This is a genomic window from Kitasatospora sp. NPDC048365 (assembly GCF_043200835.1).
Classification (GTDB): Bacteria; Actinomycetota; Actinomycetes; order Streptomycetales; family Streptomycetaceae; genus Kitasatospora; species Kitasatospora terrestris.
The window spans coordinates 195,853-219,792 of record NZ_JBICYJ010000007.1; the positions used below are offsets into that span (position 1 = coordinate 195,853).

Annotated in this window: 15 protein-coding genes; 6 read left to right on the forward strand and 9 right to left on the reverse strand. The window is 74.0% G+C overall.

What is annotated here, in order from left to right:
• The first annotated feature begins 2 nt into the window (after positions 1-2).
• From ACGFX4_RS10070 to ACGFX4_RS10090, 5 genes are all read left to right on the forward strand, one after another.
• A complete protein-coding gene (locus ACGFX4_RS10070; RefSeq protein WP_393071524.1) occupies positions 3-938 on the forward strand; it encodes an ABC transporter permease in 936 nt (311 codons plus the stop codon).
• 6 nt (positions 939-944) lie between these two features.
• Positions 945-1,793 (forward strand): ABC transporter permease, encoded by an 849-nt coding sequence (locus ACGFX4_RS10075; RefSeq protein ID WP_393071525.1) that lies wholly within the window; start codon positions 945-947, stop codon positions 1,791-1,793.
• Positions 1,790-3,358: an ABC transporter ATP-binding protein gene (locus ACGFX4_RS10080; RefSeq protein WP_393071526.1), complete on the forward strand. Its 1,569-nt coding sequence runs from the start codon at positions 1,790-1,792 to the stop codon at positions 3,356-3,358. The genes ACGFX4_RS10075 and ACGFX4_RS10080 overlap by 4 nt, the downstream gene beginning before the upstream one ends.
• Entirely contained in the window at positions 3,355-5,664 is a 2,310-nt protein-coding gene (locus ACGFX4_RS10085; RefSeq protein ID WP_393071527.1) for an arylsulfatase, read from the forward strand. The genes ACGFX4_RS10080 and ACGFX4_RS10085 overlap by 4 nt, the downstream gene beginning before the upstream one ends.
• 67 nt (positions 5,665-5,731) lie before the next feature.
• A complete protein-coding gene (locus ACGFX4_RS10090) occupies positions 5,732-6,490 on the forward strand; it encodes a hypothetical protein (protein WP_393071528.1) in 759 nt (252 codons plus the stop codon).
• Positions 6,491-6,545: 55 nt separating this feature from the next.
• Here ACGFX4_RS10090 and ACGFX4_RS10095 read toward each other — a convergent pair whose 3' ends face one another.
• The 7 genes from ACGFX4_RS10095 to ACGFX4_RS10125 all read right to left on the reverse strand — a co-directional run bounded on the left by ACGFX4_RS10095 (position 6,546) and on the right by ACGFX4_RS10125 (position 13,598).
• On the reverse strand, positions 6,546-9,230 hold the full coding sequence (locus tag ACGFX4_RS10095) for a fumarate reductase/succinate dehydrogenase flavoprotein subunit (RefSeq protein ID WP_393071529.1): 2,685 nt from the start codon (positions 9,228-9,230) through the stop codon (positions 6,546-6,548).
• Positions 9,231-9,242: 12 nt separating this feature from the next.
• Positions 9,243-9,941 (reverse strand): ABC transporter ATP-binding protein, encoded by a 699-nt coding sequence (locus ACGFX4_RS10100; RefSeq protein WP_393071530.1) that lies wholly within the window; start codon positions 9,939-9,941, stop codon positions 9,243-9,245.
• Positions 9,941-10,783, reverse strand: a complete 843-nt coding sequence (locus ACGFX4_RS10105; RefSeq protein WP_393071531.1) for an ABC transporter permease — start codon at positions 10,781-10,783, stop codon at positions 9,941-9,943. The genes ACGFX4_RS10100 and ACGFX4_RS10105 overlap by 1 nt, the downstream gene beginning before the upstream one ends.
• The gene (locus tag ACGFX4_RS10110) at positions 10,780-12,162 is read right to left on the reverse strand and encodes an ABC transporter substrate-binding protein (RefSeq protein ID WP_393071532.1); all 1,383 of its coding nucleotides are present in this window, start codon (positions 12,160-12,162) and stop codon (positions 10,780-10,782) included. The genes ACGFX4_RS10105 and ACGFX4_RS10110 overlap by 4 nt, the downstream gene beginning before the upstream one ends.
• A gap of 11 nt (positions 12,163-12,173) precedes the next feature.
• Positions 12,174-12,401 carry a ferredoxin family protein gene (locus ACGFX4_RS10115; RefSeq protein WP_209413139.1) on the reverse strand — a complete coding sequence of 76 codons (228 nt, stop codon included), beginning with the start codon at positions 12,399-12,401 and terminating at the stop codon, positions 12,174-12,176.
• A gap of 11 nt (positions 12,402-12,412) precedes the next feature.
• A complete protein-coding gene (locus ACGFX4_RS10120; protein WP_393071533.1) occupies positions 12,413-13,165 on the reverse strand; it encodes a GntR family transcriptional regulator in 753 nt (250 codons plus the stop codon).
• Between the two features lie 217 nt (positions 13,166-13,382).
• Positions 13,383-13,598 carry a heavy-metal-associated domain-containing protein gene (locus tag ACGFX4_RS10125; protein ID WP_393071534.1) on the reverse strand — a complete coding sequence of 72 codons (216 nt, stop codon included), beginning with the start codon at positions 13,596-13,598 and terminating at the stop codon, positions 13,383-13,385.
• 229 nt (positions 13,599-13,827) lie between these two features.
• Between ACGFX4_RS10125 and ACGFX4_RS10130 the strand changes: the two genes are divergently transcribed.
• Positions 13,828-15,849, forward strand: coding sequence for an FAD-dependent oxidoreductase (locus ACGFX4_RS10130; RefSeq protein ID WP_393071535.1), 2,022 nt, complete (start codon positions 13,828-13,830; stop codon positions 15,847-15,849).
• A gap of 92 nt (positions 15,850-15,941) precedes the next feature.
• Here the strand turns inward: ACGFX4_RS10130 and ACGFX4_RS10135 are convergent, their stop codons facing one another.
• Both ACGFX4_RS10135 and ACGFX4_RS10140 read right to left on the reverse strand, forming a co-directional pair.
• Positions 15,942-16,346, reverse strand: coding sequence for a hypothetical protein (locus tag ACGFX4_RS10135; protein ID WP_393071536.1), 405 nt, complete (start codon positions 16,344-16,346; stop codon positions 15,942-15,944).
• 2 nt (positions 16,347-16,348) lie between these two features.
• A complete protein-coding gene (locus tag ACGFX4_RS10140) occupies positions 16,349-23,857 on the reverse strand; it encodes a ricin-type beta-trefoil lectin domain protein (RefSeq protein WP_393071537.1) in 7,509 nt (2,502 codons plus the stop codon).
• Between the last annotated feature and the right edge of the window lie 83 nt (positions 23,858-23,940).

The following is a 23,940-nucleotide window of genomic DNA, read 5'->3' on the forward strand; positions in this document are numbered from 1 at the left end:
CGATGAGATCACTCCTCACCCGCCGCCTGCCCTCCGCCCTGCTGGTCCTGCTGCTCGCCTCCTTCGCGATCTTCCTGATCCTGCGGCTGATCCCCGGCGACCCGGCCACCACCCTGGCCGGACCCGACGCCGGGCCCGAGGCGGTCGCCGCCGTCCGGGCCCGGCTCGGGCTCGACCAGCCGCTGCCCGCCCAGTACCTCGGCTGGCTCACCGACCTGCTCACCGGAGACCTCGGCCCCAGCTACGCCATCGGCGGCCCGGTCACCGACCTGATCGGCAACGGCCTCGGCGCCACCGTCGAACTCACCCTCGGCGCCCTGCTGCTGGTCGTCGCCCTCGGCGTCCCGCTCGGCCTGGCCGGCACCGGCATCCGCGCCGGAGCGCTGCTGCGCCTGCTCACCTCCCTGCTGCTCGCCGTGCCGCCGTACGTCACCGGCCTGGTCCTGGTGCTGGTCTTCGCGGTCGGCCTGCGGCTGCTGCCCGCCGGCGGCCACCAGTCCGTCCTCGACCAGCCCGACATCGGCCTCCAGTACCTGCTGCTCCCCGCCCTCTGCCTCGCCCTGCCCAGCGCCGCCGTCCTCGCGCGCTACCTGCGCGACAGCGTCGACCAGGCCCTCGGCGAGGACTGGGTCCGCACCGCGACCGCGCTCGGCGTCCCGCGCCGCCGCATCCTGCGCCGCCACGTCCTGCCCAACGCCCTGCCGCCCGCGGTCACCGTCCTCGGCCTGCTGATCGGCCAACTCCTCGGCGGCGCCGTCCTGGTGGAAGCCATCTTCGCCTGGCCCGGGCTCGGCCAACTCGCCGAACAGGGCGTCCTGCGCCGCGACTACCCCGTGGTCCAGGACCTGCTCCTGCTGCTCGTCGCCGTCTACGTCGCGGTCCAGCTGCTCACCGACCTGGTGCACGCCTGGCTGGATCCCCGGATCAGGTGGGAGTAGCCGCCGATGACCACAACTGCCTTCCCTTCCAGCCCAGTTCGGCAGCGCAACCGCTACCTCGCCGGACTGCTCACCCCGCGCGGACTCGCCGGCCTCGCCCTGGTCGGCGCCGTCCTGCTCGCCTGGCTGCTCACCCCGCTGCTCACCGGAACCGACCCGACCGCGCAGGGCCCCGACGCCCTCGCCGCACCCAGCGCCGCGCACCCGCTCGGCACCGACGACCTCGGCCGCGACCTGCTCAGCCGCGTCCTGCACGGCATCGGTACCTCGCTCTCCATCACCCTGACCGCCGTCCCGCTCGGCGCCGCCCTCGGCGTCGCGCTGGCCCTGCTCGCCGCCACCTCCCGCTGGGCCGACCTCGCCGTGCAGCGCTGGTTCGACCTGGTGCTCGCCTTCCCCGGACTGATCCTCGCCATCGCCGTCACCGCCGCCCTCGGCCCCGGCCGCTGGCCGGTGATCGTGGTCATCACGCTCGCCGAGATCCCCGGCTTCGGACGGCAGTTGCGGGCCGGGATCGCCGCCCAGCGGGAACGCGACTACGCCCTCGCCGCCCGGATCGGCGGCGCGAGCCGCACCCGCGTCCTGCTGCGCCACGTCCTGCCGAACGCCGTCGACCCGCTGGTCGTCCAGGCCGCCGTCTCGCTCTCCCTCGCCGTCTTCATCGAGGGCGCCATGAGCTTCCTCGGCGTCGGCATCCGCCCGCCCGAGCCCTCGCTCGGCGGCATCCTCAGCCAGTCCATGGCCTACCTGGCCACCCACCCCGCCTTCGCCGCCGCCCCGCTGCTCGTGGTGACCGCGCTGGTGCTCGGCTTCACCCTGATCGCCGAGGCCCTGAACAGGGGGATCCGCCGATGACCGCCATCCTCGACGTCCGCGACCTGCGGGTGGGCTTCGGCGCCACCGAAGCGGTCTCCGGGGTCAGCTTCACGCTCGCCCCCGGCGACACCCTCGGCCTGGTCGGCGAATCCGGCTCCGGGAAGTCCACCACCGCCTTCGCGCTGCTGCGGATGCTGCCCGCCGGCGGCGCCGTCACCGGCGGACAGGTGCTGCTCGACGGCCGCGACCTGGCCGGGCTCACCGAACGGGAGCTCACCGGCATCCGCGGCCGGCGGATCGCCATGGTCTTCCAGGACCCGATGTCCTCGCTCAACCCGGCCCTCACCGTCGGCCGCCACCTCGACGAGGCGCTGCGCGCCCACGGCGGCGCGGGCCGCACGCAGCGGGCCGAGCGGGCCCGCGAACTGCTCGACCTGGTCGGCATCCCGGACGCCGCCCGGCGCCTGGGCGACCACCCGCACCAGTTCTCCGGCGGCCAGCGCCAGCGCATCATGATCGCGCTCGCCCTGGCCAACGACCCCGAGGTGCTGGTCGCCGACGAGCCGACCACCGCCCTCGACCCGACCGTCCAGCGGCAGATCCTGGACCTGCTGGGCGAGATCAACCGCCGCACCGGCACCGCGCTGGTCGTCATCAGCCACGACCTGGCGGTGATCGCCCGCACCTGCCGGCGGGTGCTGGTGATGCGCCACGGCCAGGTGGTCGAGGAGGGCGCCACCGAGGACGTCCTGGAGCGCCCCGAGCACCCCTACACCCGGGAGCTGCTGGCCGCCGTACCGCGCCTGGAGACCCCCTCGGCGGCCGAAGCGAACAGCACGCCCGGGAGCGAACCGTTGCTGACCGTCCGGCAGTTGGGCAAGACGTACGGGCGCGGCCGGCACAAGCACGAGGCACTGGCGGGCGTCGACCTGGAGCTGCACCCCGGGGAGACGCTCGGCCTGGTCGGCGAGTCGGGGTCGGGGAAGTCCACCCTGGCCCGCGCCCTGGTCCAGGCGCACCGGCCCACCGCCGGCGAGATCCGGTACCGGGGCAGGCCCTTGGCGGCCGGCGACCGGCGGGAGATCCAGTTCGTCTTCCAGGACCCGTACGCCTCGCTCAACCCGCGCCTCACCGTCGGCCGGAGCATCGCCGAACCGCTGATCGCCCACCGGCTGCCCGACCGGGCCGAACGCGTCGCCCGGCTGCTCCAGCAGGTCGGCCTGGAACCGGAGATGGCCGACCGCCACCCGCGCGCCTTCTCCGGCGGCCAGCGGCAGCGGATCGCCATCGCCCGGGCCCTCGCCCCCGAACCCCGGGTGCTGGTCTGCGACGAACCGGTCGCCTCGCTCGACGTCTCCGTCCAGGCCCGGGTGATCGAACTGCTGGCCCGGCTGCAGCGCGAACTCGGCCTCGCCGTCCTGTTCATCGCCCACGACCTCGCCGTCGTCCGGCAGGTCAGCCACCGGATTGCCGTCATGCACCGCGGCCGGATCGTCGAGACCGGCCCCGCCGACCGGGTCGTCACCGACCCGCAGCACCCCTACACCGCCGAACTCCTCGCCGCGGCACCCCGCCTCACCGTCACCACCAGGAGCAGCGCATGAGCACCACCCGCCGCGACCCGTACGAGGGATTCCCCGGCACCGTCGGCCGGACCTTCCGGGAGTCCGTCCCCGCCTGGCCGGACCGGACCCGCCCGCGCGAGGGCGCACCCAACATCGTGGTCGTCCTGGTCGACGACCTCGGCTACAGCGACATCGGCCCGTTCGGCTCCGAGATCCCCACCCCGACGCTCGACCGGCTCGCCGCCGACGGCGTACGCCTCGCCAACTACCACACCATGCCGCTCTGCTCACCGGCCCGCGCCGCCCTGCTCACCGGCCTCAACCCGCACCGCGTCGGCTACTCCTTCGTCGCCAACGCCGACCCCGGCTTCCCCGGCTACGGCATGGAGATCGCGCCGAGCATCCCGACCCTGGCCGAGACGCTGCGCGGCGCCGGGTACGCCACCTACGCCGTCGGCAAGTGGCACCTGACCCGCGACTCCGCCTCCAACGCGGCCGACGACCGGTCCAACTGGCCGCTGCAGAAGGGCTTCGACCAGTACTACGGCGTACTCGAGGGCCTCACCAGCCTCTTCCACCCGCACCAGCTCGTCCGCGACAACACCCCGCTCGACATCGACGAGTTCCCCGACGGCTACTACTACACCGACGACATCACCGACCAGGCGATCTCCTCGATCAAGGCGCTGCGCGCCCACGACGCCGACAAGCCGTTCTTCCTCTACCTCGCCCACAACGCCGTCCACGGCCCGCTCCAGGCCAAACCCGAGGACCTCGCCCGGCACCGCGGCCGCTACGACGACGGCTGGGACGAACTGCGCCGCGAGCGCTTCGCCCGCCAACTCGCCGCCGGCCACTTCCCGCCCGGCACCCGGCTGCCCGGGCGCAACCACGAGAGCGGGCACGAGGTCGGGCCGTGGGACGAGCTCACCGACGCCCAACGCAAGCTCTACGCACGGTACATGGAGGTCTACGCCGCCATGGTCGACAACGTCGACCGGAACCTCGGCCGCCTCCTCGACACCCTCGACGCACTCGGCGAACTCGACAACACCGTCGTCCTGTTCACCTCCGACAACGGCGGCACCGGCGAGGGCGGACCCGAAGGCACCCGCAGCTACTTCAGCCGCTTCGTCCACCACCCCGGCCTGCCCGAGGACTGGAACCCCGACGTGGAGCGGGAGATCGAGCTGATCGGCGGCCCGCAGAGCCTGGTCCACTACCCGCGCGGCTGGGGCATGGCCTCCAACACCCCGTTCCGGCTCTACAAGGGCCAGACGTACGCGGGCGGCGTCCGGGTGCCGTTCGTCCTCTCCTGGCCCGCCGGACTCCCGCGCGCCCAGGGCGACAGCGGCGTCCGGCAGCAGTACCAGTACGTCACCGACATCCTGCCCACCCTGCTCGAACTCGCCGGCGTCCGGCGGCCCGACGGCGTCGAGGAACTCGACGGCACCAGCTTCGCCCCCGTCCTGCGCTCCGCCGACGCCGACAGCACCCACGGCGAGCAGTACTGCGAGATGACCGGCAACCGCAGCTACTACCGCGAAGGCTGGAAGCTCGTCACCCTGCACCGCCCCGGCACCCCGTACGACGACGGCGAATGGGCGCTCCACGACCTGCGCACCGACCCCACCGAGATCGACGACGTCGCCGCCGACCACCCCGAGATCGTCAAGGAGCTCTCCGACGCCTGGGAGGACGCCGCCTGGCGCAACGGCGTCTTCCCGCTCGCCGACGGCAGCGGCGCCCTCGCCCTGCGCGACCCCGCCGAGAGCGAACGCCTGCGACGACCCCTCACCCTGCTCGCCGGCACCCCCGAACTCGAGCGCTACCGCTCCTCACGCCTCATCTCCTTCCGCTCCTTCGACGTGGTCGCCGACCTCACCGCCCACGGCGCGGACGACGCCGGCGTCCTGGTCTCGCACGGCGACCAGGGCGGCGGGTACAGCGTCTATGTCGAGGACGGCCGGCTGCGCCTCGCCTACAACGAGTACGGCGTCCTCCACGAGGCCGACGGCGGCCCGCTCACCCCCGGCGCGCACACCGTCACCCTGGAGGCGAGCGCCGTCGCCGACCTCACGTGGGAGTTCCGCCTGCTCGTCGACGGCACGGAGACCGGCCGCCTCGGCCCGGTCCACCAGCTGATCGGCATGGCCCCCTTCCAGGGCATCAGCGTCGGCATCGACCGCAAGTCCCCGGTCTCCTGGCCGCTGTACGAACGCCACGGCACCTTCCGCTACACCGGCGCCCTGCGCTCCGTCACCTACCTCCCGGGCCCGCCCGCGCCGTACGACCCGGAGACCGTCGTCCGCGCCCTCCAGGAGGCCGCCGCCGCCTTCGAATGACCCACGGACGACCCCCGCCCTGCCCCGGCCGACGGCCGGGGCAGGGCGTCTTCGTAGGCTGGGCCGCGTGCTGATCGACGGATACGACGAACACCCGCTGGTGCCCGGGGAGGAACTGCTCGCCCTGCCCGGGTTCTGGGCGGCCCACCTGCTGTGGCTGTGCGAGACGGAGGACGGCGGGGATCCGGCCCCGGAGTGGTTCGGGGTGGACGCGGCCGACACCGACGCGGCGTACCGCGCGCTGACGGACGAGGAGCGCTGGCCGGTCTTCCGGATCCCGTTCGGCGGCGGGCACACCGCGGTGGTGGTGGGCCGCAACTTCCCCGAGGACGAGGGGACGGAGTACTTCGTCAGCCACCCCGGGTGGGGCCGGCACGGCTACCTCGCCACTCTGGACGGGCACCAGGCCGGCCCCGGGCTCGCCTGGCGGGAACTGACGCACATCGCGGACACCCCGGACCTCGCCGCGCCCGGCGTCCACGACCCGGCCGCGCGGCTGCTGCTCCTGCTGCCCGCCCTCGGGGACGAGAACCTGCCCGAGGAGGAGGCCGCGGCGGTGGTCGCCGCGGCGCTGGTACGGGTCGGCGTCCCGGCCGGGGAGGCGCCGCGGCTGGCGGAGCGGCTGCTGGTCGACCACCCGCTGTGGGATCCGGCGCGCTGGTCGCTGCCGGGCTCCTCGCCGCTCAGCGGCGGCGAGGAGGCGTACCCCGGCATCCTGCTCTGCGACGACCCGGGCAGCCCGCGCACCGGCATCCGCCTCGCCCGGGGCATCAGCCGCGAGCAGCACGAGGAGCTGGCCCGCGCGCTGGGCACCTGGCAGCCCTGACGTCCGAGGACGGCCGAGCCGCCGACCCGTCGCGGGCCGGCGGCTCGGTGCGTGGTCAGAGGGTCGCGCGGGGCTTGAGGGCGAGGCGGGCGTAGGCGCGGACGTCGGCGTCGGAGTCGGCGAGGCGTTCGCGCAGGGCGGTCTCGACGGGTCCGGGGCCGGCCCAGGGGGTGAGGGCGCGGACGGCGGCGCGGCGGACGTCGGGGTGGGGGTCGTCGAGGCGGGCGAGGAGCGGGTCGGTCCGGCCGGCGGCGCCGAGTGCGGTGGCGGCGGAGCGGCGGACCTGCCAGGCGTCGTCGGGGCGGAGGGCGAGCGCGGCGAGGGTGTCCGGGGTGCCGATGCCGGCGGCGCCTTCGAAGGCGGCGGCGCGGACCAGCGGGTCGGCGTCCGCGGCGAGGGCCAGCAGGGCGGCCTCGACCGGGGCGGTGGCCTTGCCGACGGTGCCGAGGCCTTCGCCGGCGGCGACGCGGATCTCGCGGGCGGGGTCGGCGGCGGCGTCGGCGAGCGCGCCGGAGGCGTCGAGGGCGACCAGTCCGCGGACGGCCTGGAGGCGGACGGGGACGGCGGGGTCGGCGAGCGCGGCGCGGTAGAGGGCGAGGTCGCCGGTGCGCAGGGAGCGGGAGAGTTCCAGGGCGCCGGCGCGGACGGTCTCGTCGGTGGAGTACGCGGCGGTGCGCAGCGCCTCGCCGAGCGAGGGGTCGAGGACGTCGGCTAGTTCGCGCAGTCCGGCGACGGCGGCGGTGCGCACGCCCGGGTCGGGGTCGGCGAGGGCGGCGGCGAGGGCGGTGCCGGCGCCGTCGGGGGCGGTCTCGGTGAGGACGGTGACGGCGGTCTGGCGGACGTCGGCCGCCGGGTCGTGGAGGTAGGGGATCAGGTCGGCGAGACCGGGCCGGGCTTCGGCGAGGCGGAGCAGGTCGAGCAGGCGCGGCGAGCCGGGTGCGGCGGTGGGGGCGGCGCCGGTGGCGGTGGGTGCGGCGGCGCCGGTGCGGCCGACGGGCAGGGCGTGGACCTGGCCGAGCAGGACCACGTCGCCGCCGGGCGGTTCCAGGCCGTCGACCGGCACCAGGTAGGGCGCGACCGGCCGGGTGAGGAACTCCATGCCGCCGTCGGTGCCGCGGCGGACGTTGAGATGGCGGAACCAGCGGGCGTCGTCGCGGGCGGGGTGGTCGACACGTTCGTGGTAGAAGCCCCAGCGGCTCTCGTCGCGGGCGAGCGAGGAGCGGGTGGCGAGTTCGGCGCAGTCGCGGATGAAGTCGACCTCGACGGCGCGCATCAGCTCGTGCGGGGTGCGGGCGCCCATCGCGGCGATCTCGCCGCGCATCCGCTCGAAGTGGTCGAGGGCGACGGAGAGCCGGGAGCCGGTCTTGGGCGGGGCGACGTAGTCGTTGACGAAGCGGCGCAGCTTGTACTCGACCTGGGGCTGCGGCGGCCCGTCGGGGTTGCGCAGCGGCCGGTAGACCAGCTCGTGCGCGGCGCGGACCTGGTCCTCGGGCAACTCGGCTTGCTCGGACGGGAGTTGTCCGACAGCGTGGGTGGCGGCGAGGTCGCCGAAGACGAACGCGCCGATCATGTAGTTGTGCGGGACGCAGGCGAGGTCGCCGGCGGCGTACAGGCCGGGCACGGTGGTGGCGGCGTTCTCGTCGACCCAGACGCCGCTGGCGGAGTGGCCGCCGCACAGGCCGATCTCGGAGATGTGCATCTCCACGTCGTGGGTGCGGTAGTCGTGCCCGCGCCCGGCGTGGAAGGTGCCGCGGCTGGGCCGCTCGGTGGTGTGCAGGATCGACTCGAGCGCCTGGATCGTCTCCTCGGGCAGGTGGGTGGTGCGCAGGTACACCGGCCCGCGGTCGGAGGCGAGTTCGGTGGCGAACTCGGCCATCATCTGTCCGGACCAGTAGTCGGAGTCGACGAAGCGTTCGCCGTGCCGGTTGACCTGGTAGCCGCCGAACGGGTTGGCGACGTAGGCGCAGGCCGGCCCGTTGTAGTCCTTGATCAGCGGGTTGATCTGGAAGCACTCCAGGCCGCTGAGCTCGGCGCCCGCGTGGTAGGCCATCGCGTAGCCGTCGCCGGCGTTGGTCGGGTTCTCGTAGGTGCCGTACAGGTAGCCGCTGGCGGGCAGGCCTAGCCGCCCGCAGGGGCCGGTGGCGAGGATCACCGCGCCGGCCCGGACGGTGACGAACTCGCCGCTGCGGGTGTCGAATCCGGCCGCGCCGACGGCCCGGCCGCCGCTGGTGAGGACCCGGACGGGCATCACCCGGTTCTCGATCCGGATCCGCTCGCGCAGCTCACGGCGGCGCAGTACCCGGTAGAGCACCTTCTTGACGTCCTTGCCCTCGGGCATCGGCAGCACGTACGAGCCGGAGCGGTGCACCTGGCGGACCCGGTACTCGCCGTGCTCGTCCTTCTCGAAGCGGACGCCGTAGCCCTCCAGCCGCTGGACCATGGCGAAGCCCCGGGTGGCGGTCTGCCGGACGGTGCGCTGGTCGACGATGCCGTCGTTGGCGCGGGTGATCTCGGCGACGTAGTCGTCGGGTTCGGCGCGGCCGGGGACGACCGCGTTGTTGACGCCGTCCATGCCCATGGCGAGGGCACCGGAGTGCCGGACGTGCGCCTTCTCCAGCAGCAGGACGTCCGCCCCGGCCTCGGCGGCGGTGATCGCGGCCATCGAACCGGCGGTGCCGCCGCCGATCACCAGCACGTCGCAGCTGAGGCGGCGGGTGTCGGCGAGGTCGGGTATCTCCATCAGTGGCTGCTTTCAGACGAGTTGGGACAGGATCAGGTCGCGCAGCGCGGGCCCGGGGGTGGCGGGCACCTGGTGCACGGCGGTGAGCGTGCCGCCGCCGAGGACGGCCACCCGGTCGCCGAGCAGCAGCGCCTCGTCGACGTCGTGGGTGACGAAGACCGCGGTGAACGGCTGCGCGCGGCGCACCTCCAGCAGCAGCTGCTGCATCGCGGTGCGGGTGTGCGCGTCGAGGGCGCCGAACGGCTCGTCCAGCAGGACGGCGCGCGGGGTGCCGACCAGCGCCCGGGCCAGCTGGACGCGTTGGCGCTGGCCGCCGGAGAGCTCGCGCGGCAGGCGGTCGGCGTGCGGGGCCAGGCCCACCCGCTCCAGCCACCGGCGGACCGGCAGCTCGCGGGCGCGGCGCGGGGTGCGCCCGATGGCCAGCGGCAGTTCGACGTTGCGGCGTACGGAGCGCCAGGGGAGCAGGCCGTCGTCCTGGAAGACCAGCGTCCGGTCGGCCGAGGGCCCGGTCACCGGCCGCCCGTCGGCGAGGAGTTCGCCGCCGGCCGCCGGGTGCAGCCCGGCCAGCGCGCGCAGCAGGGTGGACTTGCCGCAGCCGGAGGGGCCGACCACGGCGAGCAGCTCGCCGGGGGCGACGTCCAGGTCCAGGCCGCCGATCACCGGGAGCCCGCCGTGGTCGAGCGTCAGGTCGCGGGCGGTGAGTCGCAGCATCAGGGTCCCTCCAGGCGCGGCGGCAGCCAGCGGGTGAGCCGGCGGCCGAGCAGTTCCACGGCGCCGGAGGTGAGCTTGCCGAGCACGCCGATGGTGGCCATGCCGACGAACACCCCCGGGTAGTCGAGCACGGTGTACGCCTGCCAGGTGCGGTAGCCGACGCCGAACTGGCCGGAGACCATCTCGGCGGAGATCACGCAGATCCAGGACACCCCGATGCCGACCGACAGGCCGCCCACCACCCCCGGCAGGGCGCCGGGCAGCAGCACCCCGAAGAGCACCCGCAGGCGGCCTCCGCCCAGCGTGCGCACCGCCTCCTCCCAGCGCGGCGGCACCGCCCGCACCGCGTGCCGGGTGGCGACCGCGACCGGGAAGAACGCCGCGGCGAAGGTGATGAAGACGATGCCCTGCTCGTTCTCCGGGAACAGCATGATCGCCACCGGGACGAGGGCGATCGCCGGGATCGGCCGGACCGTCTCCAGCACCGGCCCGAGCAGGTCGGCCGCCACCCGGGAGCGGGCGGTCAGCACCCCGGCGGCGACGCCGAGGACGGCCGCCAGCGCGAAGCCGAGGCCGATCCGGCGCAGGCTCTCCGCCAGGTCCTGCCAGTACGGCGCGGTGCCGACCCGCGCCGCGAAGGCGCGGGCGACCTCGACGGCGGTCGGCAGGTGGTCGAAGCGCACCCAGGCCTGCACGTCGGCGGCGGTCAGCAGCTGCCACAGGCCGACGAAGCCGAGCAGCGCCAGGGCGCGGACCAGCCGCCGCGGGTACCGGCGGGGGCCGCGTGCCCCGCCCGGGCGCGCGGCGGCCCGGGCGGCGGTCCGCTCCAGGGTGGTGCTCATGCCGCCGCCAGCGCCTGCTGGTAGGTCAGCTTCTCGGTGCCCGGGTGGACGGCGAGGTAGGCGGCGGCGCCGTCCTCGGTGGTGAAGGGCAGCAGCTTCGCGCCGTCGCGCACCCAGTGGTCCTGGTCGGCGAACCAGCGGGTGCCGGTCGCGGCGTCCGGCACGTACGCGGCGCGGAGCTTGCCGCCGCCGGCCTTCACCGCGCGCAGCAGGCAGACCGGGTCGGCCGCCGGGCGGGTGGACTCCTCGCCCTGGTACCAGAGTTCACCGGCGAGCTTCGGGTCCTCCACCGGCTTGCCGCAGACCGCGTCGGTACCGGTGATCCGGGCGGCCGGGACCTCCGGCAGGGCGGCCTTCGCCAGGTAGGACGGGTCGAGGAAGCGCTCCACGTCCAGCGCCTTGAGCACGCCCACCGACTTCAGGAACGGCACGTCCTGGCGCAGCGCCTCCAGCAGCTCGGGGCGCAGCGGGGTGGCGAAGGTCGCGATGCCGTTCGGCCCGTTGTACAGGTACACCACCTCGGCCGGCAGGCCGGTCGCCTCGGCGACCTGGGCGGCGGCGGGCAGCGGCTTCTCGTTGAGGTAGCGGGTGGCGTCGTCCTGCGCCCGCAGGAAGGCCTGCACCACCTCCGGGTGCTCGGCGCCGTACTTCTGCCGGATCACCACGCCGTGCAGGGTCGGCCGGCCGAGGGCCGCGCCGTCGTACAGCAGCCGGCCGTCGCCGGCGAAGACCACCGCGCCGGGCCAGGCGACGAACTGGGCCAGCGCGTCCACGCCGCCGGCCTTCAGCGCGGAGGCGCCGACGGCGGGCTGCTGGTTCTGCTTCTGGATCTCCTCGTCCTTCACCCCGAGTCGGCGCAGCGCCTGGACGAGCGTGCCGTCGGCGGCCGAGCCGACCGAGGTGGAGACCCGCTTGCCCTTCAGGTCGGCCAGGGTGTGCGCGGGCGAGCCGGTCGGCACCACCACGCTGTTGAGCGCGCCGAGCAGGTTGTAGCCGGTGATCGAGACCAGCCGGGTGCCGGGACCGCCGGCCTCCTGCGCGCGGGAGCCGTTGATCAGCAGCGGGTAGTCGCCCATCGAGCCGATGTCGATCTTGTCGGCGAGCATCTGGGCGGTGATCGGCGCGCCCGAGTCGTAGTCCTGCCAGGTGACCTTGTAGGTCTTGCCGCTCTGCTTCCCGGCCTCGGCCAGGCGCTGCTCCAGGTAGCCCCGGGCGCGCAGCAGGGTGCCGGCGGTGACGGTGTTGATGGTCTTGGACTGGTAGCCGACCACCACCTCGACGGTGGAGCCGGAGGCGGCCGAGGAGGCGGAGCAGGCGGTGGCGCCGGCCAGCAGGGCGGCGGCGAGCAGCGGTCTCAGCGGACGGACGGTGGGTATCACGGGGTGACTCCTCAGCGAAGCAGGTAGGGCATATTGACGGTGACCGCGCCGGTGGGGCAGCGGGCGGCGCACGGGCCGCAGTACCAGCACTCGTCCACGTGCATGTAGGCCTTGTTGCTGTCCGGGTCGATGGCCAGCGAGTCGAGCGGGCACATCTCGACGCACAGCGTGCAGCCGTCGATGCACAGCGAGGCGTCGATGGTCACGGGCACGTCGGAGCGGTGGTCGGCGAGCGCCACGGGGGGTCCTCTCAGGGAAGGTCGCGCAGCAGCCGGCCGCGCATGGCGAGCCGGTCGCCGCGGAAACGGACGTACTCCAGGTCGACCGGGCGGCCGTCGGCCAGCGTGGTGAGCCGCTCCAGCATCAGGAGCGCGCCGCCGCGCGGGACCTCCAGCACGGTGGCGGAGTGCGCGTCGGCGTTGACCGCCTCCAGGGTGATCTCGGCGGAGCCGAGCGGGATGCCCGCGGCCTCCTCGATCAGCCGGAAGACGTCGCGGTCGGTGAGGTCGGCCGGGTCGAGGGCGGCGCCGATGTCGGGCGCCAGGTAGGTCAGGTCGAGGGAGAGCGGCAGGCCGTTCAGGCGGCGCAGCCGCTCCAGGTAGATCACCTCGGCGCCGTCCGGCAGGCCGAGGCGGCGGGCCACCGGGCCCGGGGCGCGGACCGGCCCGAAGGCCCGGACCTCGTTGCTGACCCGGCCGTGCTCGTGCAGGGTCTCGGCCAGGCCCTCCAGGCGGTTCAGCCCGTGCGGGACCTTCTCCGCGACCACCAGCGTGCCCGAGCCGGGCACCCGGCGGACCAGGCCCTCGTCCCGCAGCAGGTCCAGCGCCTCGCGGACGGTGTTGCGGGAGGCGTCGAACTCGGCGGCCAGCACGTCCTCGTGCGGCAGCGGCCCGGCGCCGAAGGCGTCCTGGAGCACCTGCCGGCGCAGCACGTCCGCGACCTGCCGGGCCCGGTCGGCCCGCAGCCGCCGGGACGTGCGCGGTGCGAGGTTCTCGCTGGTCATCGTGGTGCTCCCCGGGTACGGCCTGCGGTTCGTCAGAACCCTAGGGCCGACCCGGGGGGCGGGTGGTTGCCACACCATTACGCCATCTGACGGGCCGTCAGAACCGGCGCCGACCTGCGTGGACTCCTCCGTCCGGCAGGTGCCGCGCCACCGGGGAGGGGCGACGGGCGGGGTGGCGGGCCGCGTGACGGGCGGGGTGGCGCGCGGGGTCCTCGGGTCAGATGCGGCCGGTCAGCGCGAAGCCCGCCTCGCCGACCGCGGTGCGCACGGCCGTCTCGTCCAGCTCCAGCTCGGAGGCGACGGTCACCCGGCCGGACTTGGCGTCGGCGGTCACCTCGGTGACGCCGGGGACGGTGAGCAGGCCGGCACTGACCGTCCGCTCGCAGTGGCCGCAGCTCATCCCGTCGACGGTGAACACGGCGGTGGTGGACATGGGGGCCTCCGGCAGACAGGGGGGATCGTTGTTGGCGACGCTATTGGCGACCAGCACAGCGCACCCGGCGGCCGCCGCGGCGGGACACGCCGACGGGGTGGCCCCTTCGAGTGGATCTCGGCCCGGTCCCGCACCCTCGTCGCGGTCGCGCACCCCACTATGCAACTAGTTGCAATGCCGGGGCGTCCGGCCCTACCGTTGGGTAACAACCCGCGACGGAGGCCCCGGAATGAGTGCGTACCCCCACCTGCTGAGCCCGCTCGACCTGGGCTTCACCACCCTGCCCAACCGCGTGATCATGGGCTCCATGCACGTCGGCCTCGAAGAGGCGCCCGACGGCTTCGAGCGGATGGCCGCCTTCTACGCCGAGCGCGCCCGCGGCGGCGTCGGCCTCATCGTCACCGGCGGCATCGCCCCCAACGAGGCCGGCCGGCCCTGGGACGGCGGCGCCAAGCTCACCACCGAGGACGAAGCCGCCGAACACCGGCAGATCACCGACGCGGTGCACGCCGAAGGCGGCAAGATCGCCATGCAGATCCTGCACTTCGGCCGGTACGCCTACCACCCCGGCCTGGTCGCCCCCAGCCCCCTCCAGGCGCCGATCAGCCCCTTCCCGCCGAACGAGCTCACCGACGAGCAGGTCGAGCAGACCGTCGAGGACTTCGCCCGCTGCGCCGAACTCGCCAAGCTCGCCGGCTACGACGGCGTCGAGATCATGGGCTCCGAGGGCTACCTCATCAACGAGTTCATCGCCGCCCCCACCAACCACCGCACCGACCGCTGGGGCGGCTCCTACCAGAACCGGATGCGCTTCCCGATCGAGATCGTCCGCCGCGTCCGCGAGCGCGTCGGCCCCGACTTCATCCTGATCTACCGGCTCTCCATGCTCGACCTCATCCCCGGCGGCTCCACCCTCGCCGAGGTCATCGAACTCGCCAAGGAGATCGAGACCGCCGGCGCCACCATCATCAACACCGGCATCGGCTGGCACGAGGCCCGCATCCCCACCATCGCCACCTCCGTGCCGCGCGGCGCCTTCGCCCGCTTCACCAAGAAGGTGATGGGCGCCGTCACCGTCCCCCTCGTCACCAGCAACCGGATCAACACCCCCGAGATCGCCGAACAGCTCCTCGCCGACGGCAACGCCGACCTCGTCTCGCTCGCCCGCCCGATGCTCGCCGACCCCGCCTTCGTCAACAAGGCCGCCGCCGGCACCCCCGACGCCATCAACACCTGCATCGGCTGCAACCAGGCCTGCCTCGACCACACCTTCAGCCTCAAGATCACCTCCTGCCTGGTCAACCCGCGCGCCTGCCACGAGACCGAACTCGTCCTCGGCCCCACCCAGCTGCGCAAGCGGGTCGCCGTCGTCGGCGCCGGCCCCGCCGGCCTCGCCTGCGCCGTCACCGCCGCCGAACGCGGCCACGCCGTCACCCTCTTCGACGCCGCCGACCGGATCGGCGGCCAGCTCAACATCGCCCGCCTCGTCCCCGGCAAGGAGGAGTTCGACGAGACCCTCCGCTACTACCGCCACCAGCTCGCCGCCCACGGCGTCGAACTGCGCCTCGGCGCCGCCGTCACCGCCGACGACCTCGCCGACGGCGACTGGGACGAGATCGTCATCGCCACCGGCGTCACCCCGCGCACCCCCGAGATCCCCGGCATCGACCACCCCAAGGTCCTCGGCTACCTCGACGTCCTGCGCGACGGTGCGGCGGTCGGCCGGAGCGTCGCCATCCTCGGCGCCGGCGGCATCGGCTTCGACGTCGCCGAATACCTCACCGACTCCGGCGAACAGGCCAGCCGCAACCCCGGCGTCTTCTTCCAGCAGTGGGGCGTCGACGCCGACCACACCGGCCCCGGCGGCCTCGCCGCGCCCGTCCGGCCCACCGCGCCCCGCCAGGTCCACCTCCTCCAGCGCAAGACCAGCAAGGTCGGCGCCGGCCTCGGCAAGACCACCGGCTGGATCCACCGCACCGAACTCAAGCACCGCGGCGTCACCATGGTCGCCGGCGCCACCTACGACCTCATCGACGACGCCGGCCTGCACCTCACCGTCGACGGCGAGAAGCAGCTCCTCCCCGTCGACACCGTCGTCCTCTGCACCGGCCAGGAACCCCGCCGCGACCTCCACACCGCCCTCGTCGACCGCGGCCTCACCCCCCACCTCATCGGCGGCGCCGACCTCGCCGCCGAACTCGACGCCAAGCGCGCCATCGACCAGGGCACCCGCCTGGCCGCCGCACTCTGACCGCCCGCCGCGGCGCCTTTCCGTCACCGGTTCGCCGCAAAGCAGTTCCCCCCGCCGATGGGTCCGACGGGGGGAACAGGGCGGGCTTCCCGCTACTGCAGGATGCGCGCAGCCCGGTCGGTGTCCCGGGCGATTTCGGCCAGGAACAGGCCGAAGTCGAAGTGCTCGGCCTCGACGAACGGGGTCAGGTCGTCCGCGAGGTCGTACAGCTCGTCCGGAATCGGATAGCGGACCGTCACCTCGTTCACCAGCAGACTGCAGTGCCGCTCACCGATCCGGTGCCGGATCCGTGCCTTCTCGAACTCGACCCGGTGGACGCCGATCCGCAGCACCAGGTGCCCCGCTTCCCGGTAGAGGACCACGGGCGTGTCGCCCAGCACCTCGTACCTCCCGGACGTCCGCTCTCCGGCCGAGGCCTCGCGGTGGCCGCCGATGGCGCCCGTTCCGGCGTCGAATTCCGCGACCCAGCCCGATCTGCTGAAATGGTCGACCAGCATCCCTACCTCTTCTCCAGTCCGAGGTCCTTGCCGCCGGACCGTGATGCGCCTTCGATGATCTGCTCCCAGCTCTTGCCCTCGTTGCGGAGCCAGTCGACGGTGGGGCCGAGCGGGTCGCCGCCGTAGCGTTTCATGTTCCGCTCGTAGATCTCCTGGCGCTTCGCCTCGGGTGTGAGGTCCTTGTACTTCACACCGATGTCGCGGCGCAGCTGCTGGAGCGTGCGGGCGATCTCCTCGGGCGTGTGTCCCTTCTGCCGCATCTCCTCACCCAGCTTCTTGAGCGCTTCGACCTCCTTGATGTAGTCGATCCGCAACTGCGGCAGTTTGCCGTTCGGGTCGGCGACGACGTTGTTCTTCGGTCCCTCGCCCTTCGGGTTGCTGGCCCGCGGCTTGCTTCCGCCCGCCTTGGGCGGGCCGCCGGCCGGCTTGCCGCCGCCGTCGTGGCCGAAGACGCCGATCTCGCCGTCCTCGACCAGCGCGGCTTCCAAGTCCTTGGTCAGCTGGAGGAACTTCTCGCAGCGGATCTCTTCGCAGGCCTGGACCGCCAAGTGGTTGTAATAGGAATTCGGGACCTCCTCGCCGTGGTTCCGCTTGTCCTCCTTGAACTTCTTGTCACGCCAGCGCTTGAGGAATTCCCCGACATTGGGCATGTCCGGGGAGACCGCCAGGCCGCCCTTGAGCTGGATCGGCTCGGTCGAGTGCGCCTGCTCGACGAAGAAGTTGCGGTCGACCACGTTCAGGTCCGCAGGGGCGGAGCCCTTGTAGTGGCCGCTGCAGCGGCCTTCCCAGCAGTCGCCGTCGATGAGGCCGCTGGGGTCGGAGCGGTTGACGGGGTCGTTGCTGCTGTAGGTGTAGCCGCCCATCTGGTCGGGGTTGCCGGCAGCGAGGAGGGGGTCGACGGTGAGGAAGCGGCCGAGGGCCGGGTCGTAGGTGCGGGCGCCGAGGAGGGCGAGTCCGCTGCCGGTGTCGGTGGGCCTGTTGAGGTAGCCGCGGTTGTCGGCCCAGGCGGTGGGGGTGGTGCCGCGGGGGGTGCCGTAGGGGTCGACGGGGCGTCGGGTGACGGCGCGGGTGGTGGGGTCGACCTGGAGGGTCGCGGTGTTCTGGGGGTCGGTGAACTGGTAGCTGAGGTTGCCGAGGCCGGAGCGGATGATCGCGGTGCCGTCGGGCTGGTGGTAGTAGCGGTTGCCGCTGACGGTGGTGCCGTCGGGGGAGAGGGTGAGCTGCTCGGCGCCGCCGAACAGGTAGAGGATCGTGCCCTCGGGCCCGCGCTGGAGGAGCAGTTCGCCGTCGGCGTCGTACAGGTACCGGGAGGTGACGGTGGTTCCGCCGTCGGGGGTGACGACGCTCTCGGTGCGGCCTTCGGCGTTGTACGCGAAGACCTGGTTGGCGCCGGCGGTGGGTTTGGCGGTGCCGCCCGCGCCGACAGGGCCCCAGGTCTGGTTGGGGCCGTGGTTGCAGGCGTAGAGCATCACCCGGGTGCCGGGTGTGCCGCTGGCCCACGGGATGTCGACGCACTGGCCGCTCGCCTTGTGCACGAGCGCGCCGTCGCTGCCGGTGCGCCACTGCTGGCTGCCGTCGGCGGTGTCGCAGGCCCACAGTTCGAGCTGCGCCCCGCCGCCGCCGTTGCCGCCGGCAGGCCGGGCGCAGGCGCCGAGGACGCGGAGCGTGCCGTCGGTGCCGAGGGTCCATTCCTGCGCGGGGGTGCCGTTGCAGGTCCAGGTCTGGACGGCGGTGCCGTTGGCGCTGCTGCCGCCGACGGCGTCGAGGCAGAGCGGGGTGGTGCCGGTGGCGACGGCCGAGGGCAGGGTGCCGGTGGTGGCCGTGGCGCGCGAGGTGGTGTTGCCCGCGGTGTCGTACTGCGGGGTGAGGGTGGTGGTGAAGGACGGCCCGGTGGGGGCGTCCGCGGTGGCGGGCCACTGCTGGTTGGGGTAGCCGGTGCACCACCAGAGGCCGGCCTGGGTGCCGGGCTGCTGGTTCCAGCCGGGGATTTCCAGGCAGAGCGAGCTGGCGGTGTGGACGAGGGCGCCGTCGGCGCCGTCCTGCCACTTCTGGGCGGGGCTGCCGTCGCAGGTGGCGAGTTCCACGGCGGTGCCGCCGCCGCCCGTTCCGCCGACGGGCTGGACGCACTTGCCGAGCGCCCGCAGGGTGCCGTCGCCGGGCCGGGTCCAGCGCTGCGCGGGGGTGCCGTTGCAGCTCCAGGTCTCGACGGAGGTGCCGTCGGCGGTGCGTCCGCCGCGGACGTCCAGGCACATCCGGCTGCCGTCGGCCGCGGCGAGGGCCGAGGCGAGGGTGGCGGTGGGCGCGCCGGTGCGGGTGGTGACGGCGGTGGCGGTGTTGGGGCGGGCGGCCGGGGTGCGGCCGTCGCCGGCGTAGGCCGTGGTCTGGGTGACGTCGCGTGAGGTGTCGCCGCCGACGTCGTGCCGGACCTGCTGGGTGCGGTCGCCGAGCAGGTTGTACTGGTAGCTGTGCCAGTACGGGGCCGGGCCGCCGAGCGAGACCCAGCTCGGGTTGTCGTTGGCGCAGTGGGAGACCTGGCCGGCGCCGGGGCCGGTGACGCCCCAGGTGTCGGTCCATGCCTCGGTGAGCCGGCCCAGTCCGTCGTAGCGGTAGCACTGGGTGTCGAAGGCCTGGTCGGTGGAGCCGGAGGACTGCAGTTCGGAGGAGCTGGTGAGGCCGCCGAGCTGGTTGTAGCCGTAGGTGGTGGCCGACACCGGGTTGGCGTCGGACTGCTGGAGCGACACGCTGCGGGTGGTGACCCGGCCGGTGGTGTCGTCGTAGGTGCGGGCGGTGCGCAGCAGGTCGCCGCGGGTGCCGTACTGGGCGAGCAGGAGCTGGCCGAGCGGGTTGTAGTTCGCGCTGTCCATCAGGCGCGTGCTGTCGGTGCCAGTGGAGGTGATCTCGCCCTGGAGGTCGCGGCCGAAGCCGAGGGTCTCGGCGGGCAGTCCGCCTTCGGCGCGGTAGCCGTAGCCGGCGAGCAGGCCGAGGTTGTCGGTGTAGAACGCGCTGCGGGTCCAGTCGCCGGCGAGCCGGCCCTCGGCCGCGGGCACCGAAGTAGTGGTCGACGTCGGCTGGTAGCGGGTGTTGTAGCCGTCGACCTTCTGGACGTACGCGCTGCCGCTCTCGCCGCCGACGTAGCGGGTGGTCGAGGTGGGCAGGCCCTTGGCGAGGGTGTCGTACGTCCAGGAGGCGAGCAGCTTGGAGCGGTCGGAGGGATCGGCGCCCTCGTACCGGCTGGTGGTGCGGCCGAGCACGTCGTAGCTGTACGAGAGCACCTTGCCGAGCGGGTCGGTGGTGCTCGCCACCCGGCCGAGGTCGTCGTAGCGGGTGCCGGAGGTGCCGGCGTTGGGGTCGGAGACGGACACCCGGTTGCCGCGCACGTCGTAGCCGAACGTCCAGGTGTTGCCCGCGTTGTCGGCGATGGTGCTGGGCTTGCCGCGGCGGTCGTAGCCGTACCGAGTGGTGACGTCGCCGCTGCCCGGGCCGCCGTGCAGCACCGAGGCGGTGGTGCGGCCGAGCGCGTCGGTGAACTCGGTGGCGGGGGTGCCGCCGCTCGGCGGGGTGGTGTCGGTGCGCTCGGCGCCCGGGTACGCGGTGGTGGTGCGCCACAGCTCGGTGGCCTTGGCGTAGAGCACCGAGGCGACCGTGCGGCCCGCGCCGTCGTACACGTACCGGGTCTGCGAGGGAACGGTGTTGTCGGTCTCCTCGAACAGCGTCGCGTTCGGGCCGGTGGTCGGGTCGGACCAGGCCGCGGTGGTCTTGCTGGGGCGGCCGAGGCTGTCGTAGTGGGTGGAGGCGACGACCCGGCCGTCCGCGGCGTTGGCGGTGGTGGACTGGGTCTGGCGCTCCGCCAGGAAGCCGTCGTAGATGGTGACCGAGGTGGACCAGGTGCCGTTCTCGCGCTGGGTCAGCGTGGTGACGCTGGGCGGGTCGGCCTGCTGCTTGACGTCCGGGTCCACGCCGCGCAGCCGGTAGGTGAAGGTCTGGTCGGCCTTCCTGCCGTCGTCGCGGTTGTTGCCGGGCAGCCAGGCGGCGGTGCGCCGGCCGAGCGCGTCGAAGGTGGAGTCGGTGACCCGGCCGTTGGCGTCCACCGAGCGGGTGACCAGGCCGCGGGCCGGGGCGACGGTGGTGCGGCTGGTCCAGCCGAGCGGGTTGGTGGTGGTGATCCCGGTCGGCAGGGTGCCGGAGGCCGGGCTGTAGGCGATGGTGCTCGCCGCGCCGGCCGCGTCCACGCTGCGCACGGTGCGGCCCAGTTCGTCGGCGGCCAGTGCGCCGAGCGTCTGGTAGACCGGGTTGCCCTGGGCGTCGTACGCCTTGAGCGACTGGGTGGCGGTGACCAGGCCCAGCGAGGTGCCGTTCTGCCCGAGGGTGCCGACGGTGCCGGGGTTCGCCGGGTCGGCGGCGCCGTCGTAGACCAGCCGGCGGTCGCTGACGGTGGTGTCGGCGGCGGGCGTGGTCGCGCAGTCGCCGCCGAGGGTGAGGATGCGGCTCGGGTAGCTCAGCATCATCGGGTTGGCGGCGGGCGCGGCCGCGTACTCGGTCCGCACGCAGGAGCGGTCGGCGCCGGAGGCCGTGTCGGGCCGGGTGTCGACGGTGACCGGCCGGGCGGCGGCGTCGAACGCGGTGGCGGTGCGGCTCTCCCGCCAGGTGCGGCCGTCGGAGAGCAGCGCGAGGCTGCGCTGGGTGCTCGCGGTGATCCGGCGGGCTTCCAGGGCGGGCAGGGTGGAGACCTTCGGGGCGGGGTTCTGCGCGGTGGGCTGCTCGGAGGTCCAGGCGGTGCGCGGCCGGCTGGCCGTCACCTCGGTGGCCGGCTCCTCGGCGAGCTGCTTGGCGATGACGCCGCTGTCGCCGTAGGTGGCGGTCTCCTGGGCGATGCCGGCCAGCCACGGGCGGTCCGGGGTCTTCTCGCCGAGCGAGTTCTCGACCTTGGGCACGGTCCGCAGGGTGGTCCGGTCCGCCAGGTAGTCGCCCTCCATGCCCTGGAAGGAGCCGGTCGTGGTCCGGCGCACCGGGTCCGGGCCCGCCCCGCTGGTGGTGGTGACGGTCCGGAAGCCGCGGAAGTCGTTCCAGGTGCGGTACTTGTCGTCGGTCAGCTCGGAGTCGTCGCGGTGCCAGGCCGCCCCGGCGTAGTCGTACGCGGTCACCCGCGGCGGCGAGTTGGCCTTGGTGGTGTCACTGACCGTCACCTTGGCGACCAGCGTCTTGTGGAACCAGTCGGCGACCGGCTCGGCCCCGAGCGGGGGCGTCCAGTACGCCGGGTAGCAGGCCATGGTGTTGCGGTCGGCCGCGGCCGGCATCCGGCCCGCCATGCGGCTGCACTCCGGGTCGCGGTAGGTCACCGCGATCGAGGTGCCGGACTCGGTGCGCACGCCGATGATCCGCGGCCGGTAGAGCGGGGGAGCGCCGGTGGGCGAGGCGTCGACCCGGTTGTCCAGCTCGGTGCCGGCGAACTCCACCGGGTCGAGTGCGACCGTCTCGCCGCTGCCCGCCGTGGTGTCCTGCGCGGTGCGCCGGATCTGCGAGAGCCACATCACCGACTGCAGCGAGCCGGTGGCCTCCGGGTGCGGGGTGTTCCCGGTCACCGGGTCGTAGCTGCCGCCCGCGGCGGAGAAGACCTGGGTGAGGGCGTAGTGGTCCACCGCGTGCCAGCCGCCCTCGGTGCGCAGCTCGGTGCGCACCGCGGCGAGCCGCTTGGTTGACCAGAAGGTGGGGGAGGCGGTGCGGCACACGTTCGCGCCGGTGCCGGAGGTCGCCCAGCCGTCCTGGCAGGCCAGGTCGTACGGCACGTCGGGCCAGTTCGCGGCGGTCGCGGCGGAGAGGTTCTGCGGCTTGCACGCCTCCTCGGAGACCGTGCAGCGCTCGGTGACGTCGAACCACACCCGGGCGGTGGGCTCGCGCCCGGCCTGCGCGTCGGCCAGCCGGTAGCCGTAGGAGATCCGGGCGAGCTCCCCGCCGCGGGTGTACGGGGTCAGACCGGTGTCGGCCTGCGCGTAGCGGTTGGCCTCGGCCGCCCAGTCGTAGCGCTGCACGTTGCCGTGCGGGTCGACGACGAAGTCCAGGTTGAACCGCCAGCCGGGCTGCCGGTCGCACTGCGACTTCTTCGCTCCGGCCGCCGTGTGGCACGGGTCGCCGTCGCCCGGGTGGAGCACCGGCATGCCCCACGCGCTGTTGGTCGCGTCGCCGGCGGTCGTCCCCGGCGTGTGGTTCAGGCCCAGGTAGTAGGCGGTGCCGTCGGCCGTGGTGACCTTGAAGTACTCGCCCTGCCAGAGCCCGTTGGCCGCGCCGGTCAGCCGCTCGACCCGGGTGCCGTCGTCGTTCTGCAGGTGGTAGACGCCGTCACCGCCGCGGACCAGCTCGCCGGAGTGCGAGCCGAGCGACAGCGTCGCGTTCCAGCCCGCCCAGCACTGGTCCGCGGAGCCGGCGACCCCGTCCCAGCGGCACGGCCGGTACGAGCGCTCGATGAAACCGGGCGAGTACGACCAGCCGTCACCGATCCAGGACGCCTGCGCGTTGCGCGCCGAGGTCTTCCCGTCCACCGACTGCGAGTCGTACGACAGGCCGACCGAGGGCGGGTTGCCCGCCACCGACGGCGGCACGGCGATCGGGTAGGCGTAGGTGAACGCGCCGTTGGCGCTCTGCGCCCAGGTGCCCGACGCCGACAGGTCGGTCGCCGTGTACGAGCCCTGGCTGCCCTCGGTGCCGGCCTCGGCGGCCAGCGCCATCCCGGAGCCCGCCGCCGAGTCCAGCTTCAGCCCGGACCCCTCGCCGGGCAGCGCCACCGTCGCGGTGATCCGCCGGGCGGCCGCGTCGACGCTCGACTCCAGCGGCCTGCGGGTCCGGCACTCGGCCTTCTCCGGCGAGGTCAGCGCGCACGCGGGCATCGCGACCAGCCGCAGCCGCGAGGCCCAGCCGCCGCCGAAGGCGTCCGCGACCGCGCCGTAGTCCAGCGACACCGCCACACCGGCGGCCGCCCGCTCCCCGTCGGTGCGCTTCAGCGCCACCAACAGGCCCGCCACGCCCGCCTGCTGGGCCTGCGCCCGGTCGGCGACCTGCACTTCGACGGCCGACGGCGCGCTGATCGTCTTGGCCCCCGCCGCGGCCCTGGCCTGCGCCCCGACCTGGTCGGGGGAGATCCGGCCCAGCAGCACCGGCGTGGAACCGGCCCGCACCGGCGCGTCCTTGAGCGCGCCCTTCGCGTTCAGGTCGACGGCCACGGTGGCCCTCCCGGGCCACTTCGCCGCCGCCGGCCGACTGCCCGTCAGCTCCCGGGCGCCCGCCGGGTGCGGCAGCGGCTTCGCGTCGCCCCTGCCGCCGGCGTCGTGACCGGAGACCCTTGGCAGCTGCGGCAGTTCGACCTTCCGGTCCTTGCCCGCGGCCTGCGCCGAGACCGCCAGGCCCTCACCCGCCAGCGGCACCAGCAGCGCCAGCGCGACCGTCAACGCCGCCACCAGCGGGCCGCGCGGCGACCCGCCACCCCGTGGTCGGGCGCCGAACCATGAACGTGCGGAATGCATACCTGTCCCACCCCTCGAAAACGGAAACGACGGCCGGAACCTACGCGCGCGAACCGCCCCGGACAACACCTTTCAGCGAGGAC

Coding starts and splice junctions, on each gene's coding strand:
- ACGFX4_RS10140 (WP_393071537.1), bottom strand. CDS start 23,857: ATGCATTCCGCACGTTCATGGTTCGGCGCCCGACCACGGGGTGGCGGG.
- ACGFX4_RS10085 (WP_393071527.1), top strand. CDS start 3,355: ATGAGCACCACCCGCCGCGACCCGTACGAGGGATTCCCCGGCACCGTC.
- ACGFX4_RS10135 (WP_393071536.1), bottom strand. CDS start 16,346: ATGCTGGTCGACCATTTCAGCAGATCGGGCTGGGTCGCGGAATTCGAC.
- ACGFX4_RS10105 (WP_393071531.1), bottom strand. CDS start 10,783: ATGAGCACCACCCTGGAGCGGACCGCCGCCCGGGCCGCCGCGCGCCCG.
- ACGFX4_RS10080 (WP_393071526.1), top strand. CDS start 1,790: ATGACCGCCATCCTCGACGTCCGCGACCTGCGGGTGGGCTTCGGCGCC.
- ACGFX4_RS10100 (WP_393071530.1), bottom strand. CDS start 9,941: ATGCTGCGACTCACCGCCCGCGACCTGACGCTCGACCACGGCGGGCTC.
- ACGFX4_RS10130 (WP_393071535.1), top strand. CDS start 13,828: ATGAGTGCGTACCCCCACCTGCTGAGCCCGCTCGACCTGGGCTTCACC.
- ACGFX4_RS10070 (WP_393071524.1), top strand. CDS start 3: ATGAGATCACTCCTCACCCGCCGCCTGCCCTCCGCCCTGCTGGTCCTG.
- ACGFX4_RS10125 (WP_393071534.1), bottom strand. CDS start 13,598: ATGTCCACCACCGCCGTGTTCACCGTCGACGGGATGAGCTGCGGCCAC.
- ACGFX4_RS10075 (WP_393071525.1), top strand. CDS start 945: ATGACCACAACTGCCTTCCCTTCCAGCCCAGTTCGGCAGCGCAACCGC.
- ACGFX4_RS10095 (WP_393071529.1), bottom strand. CDS start 9,230: ATGGAGATACCCGACCTCGCCGACACCCGCCGCCTCAGCTGCGACGTG.
- ACGFX4_RS10120 (WP_393071533.1), bottom strand. CDS start 13,165: ATGACCAGCGAGAACCTCGCACCGCGCACGTCCCGGCGGCTGCGGGCC.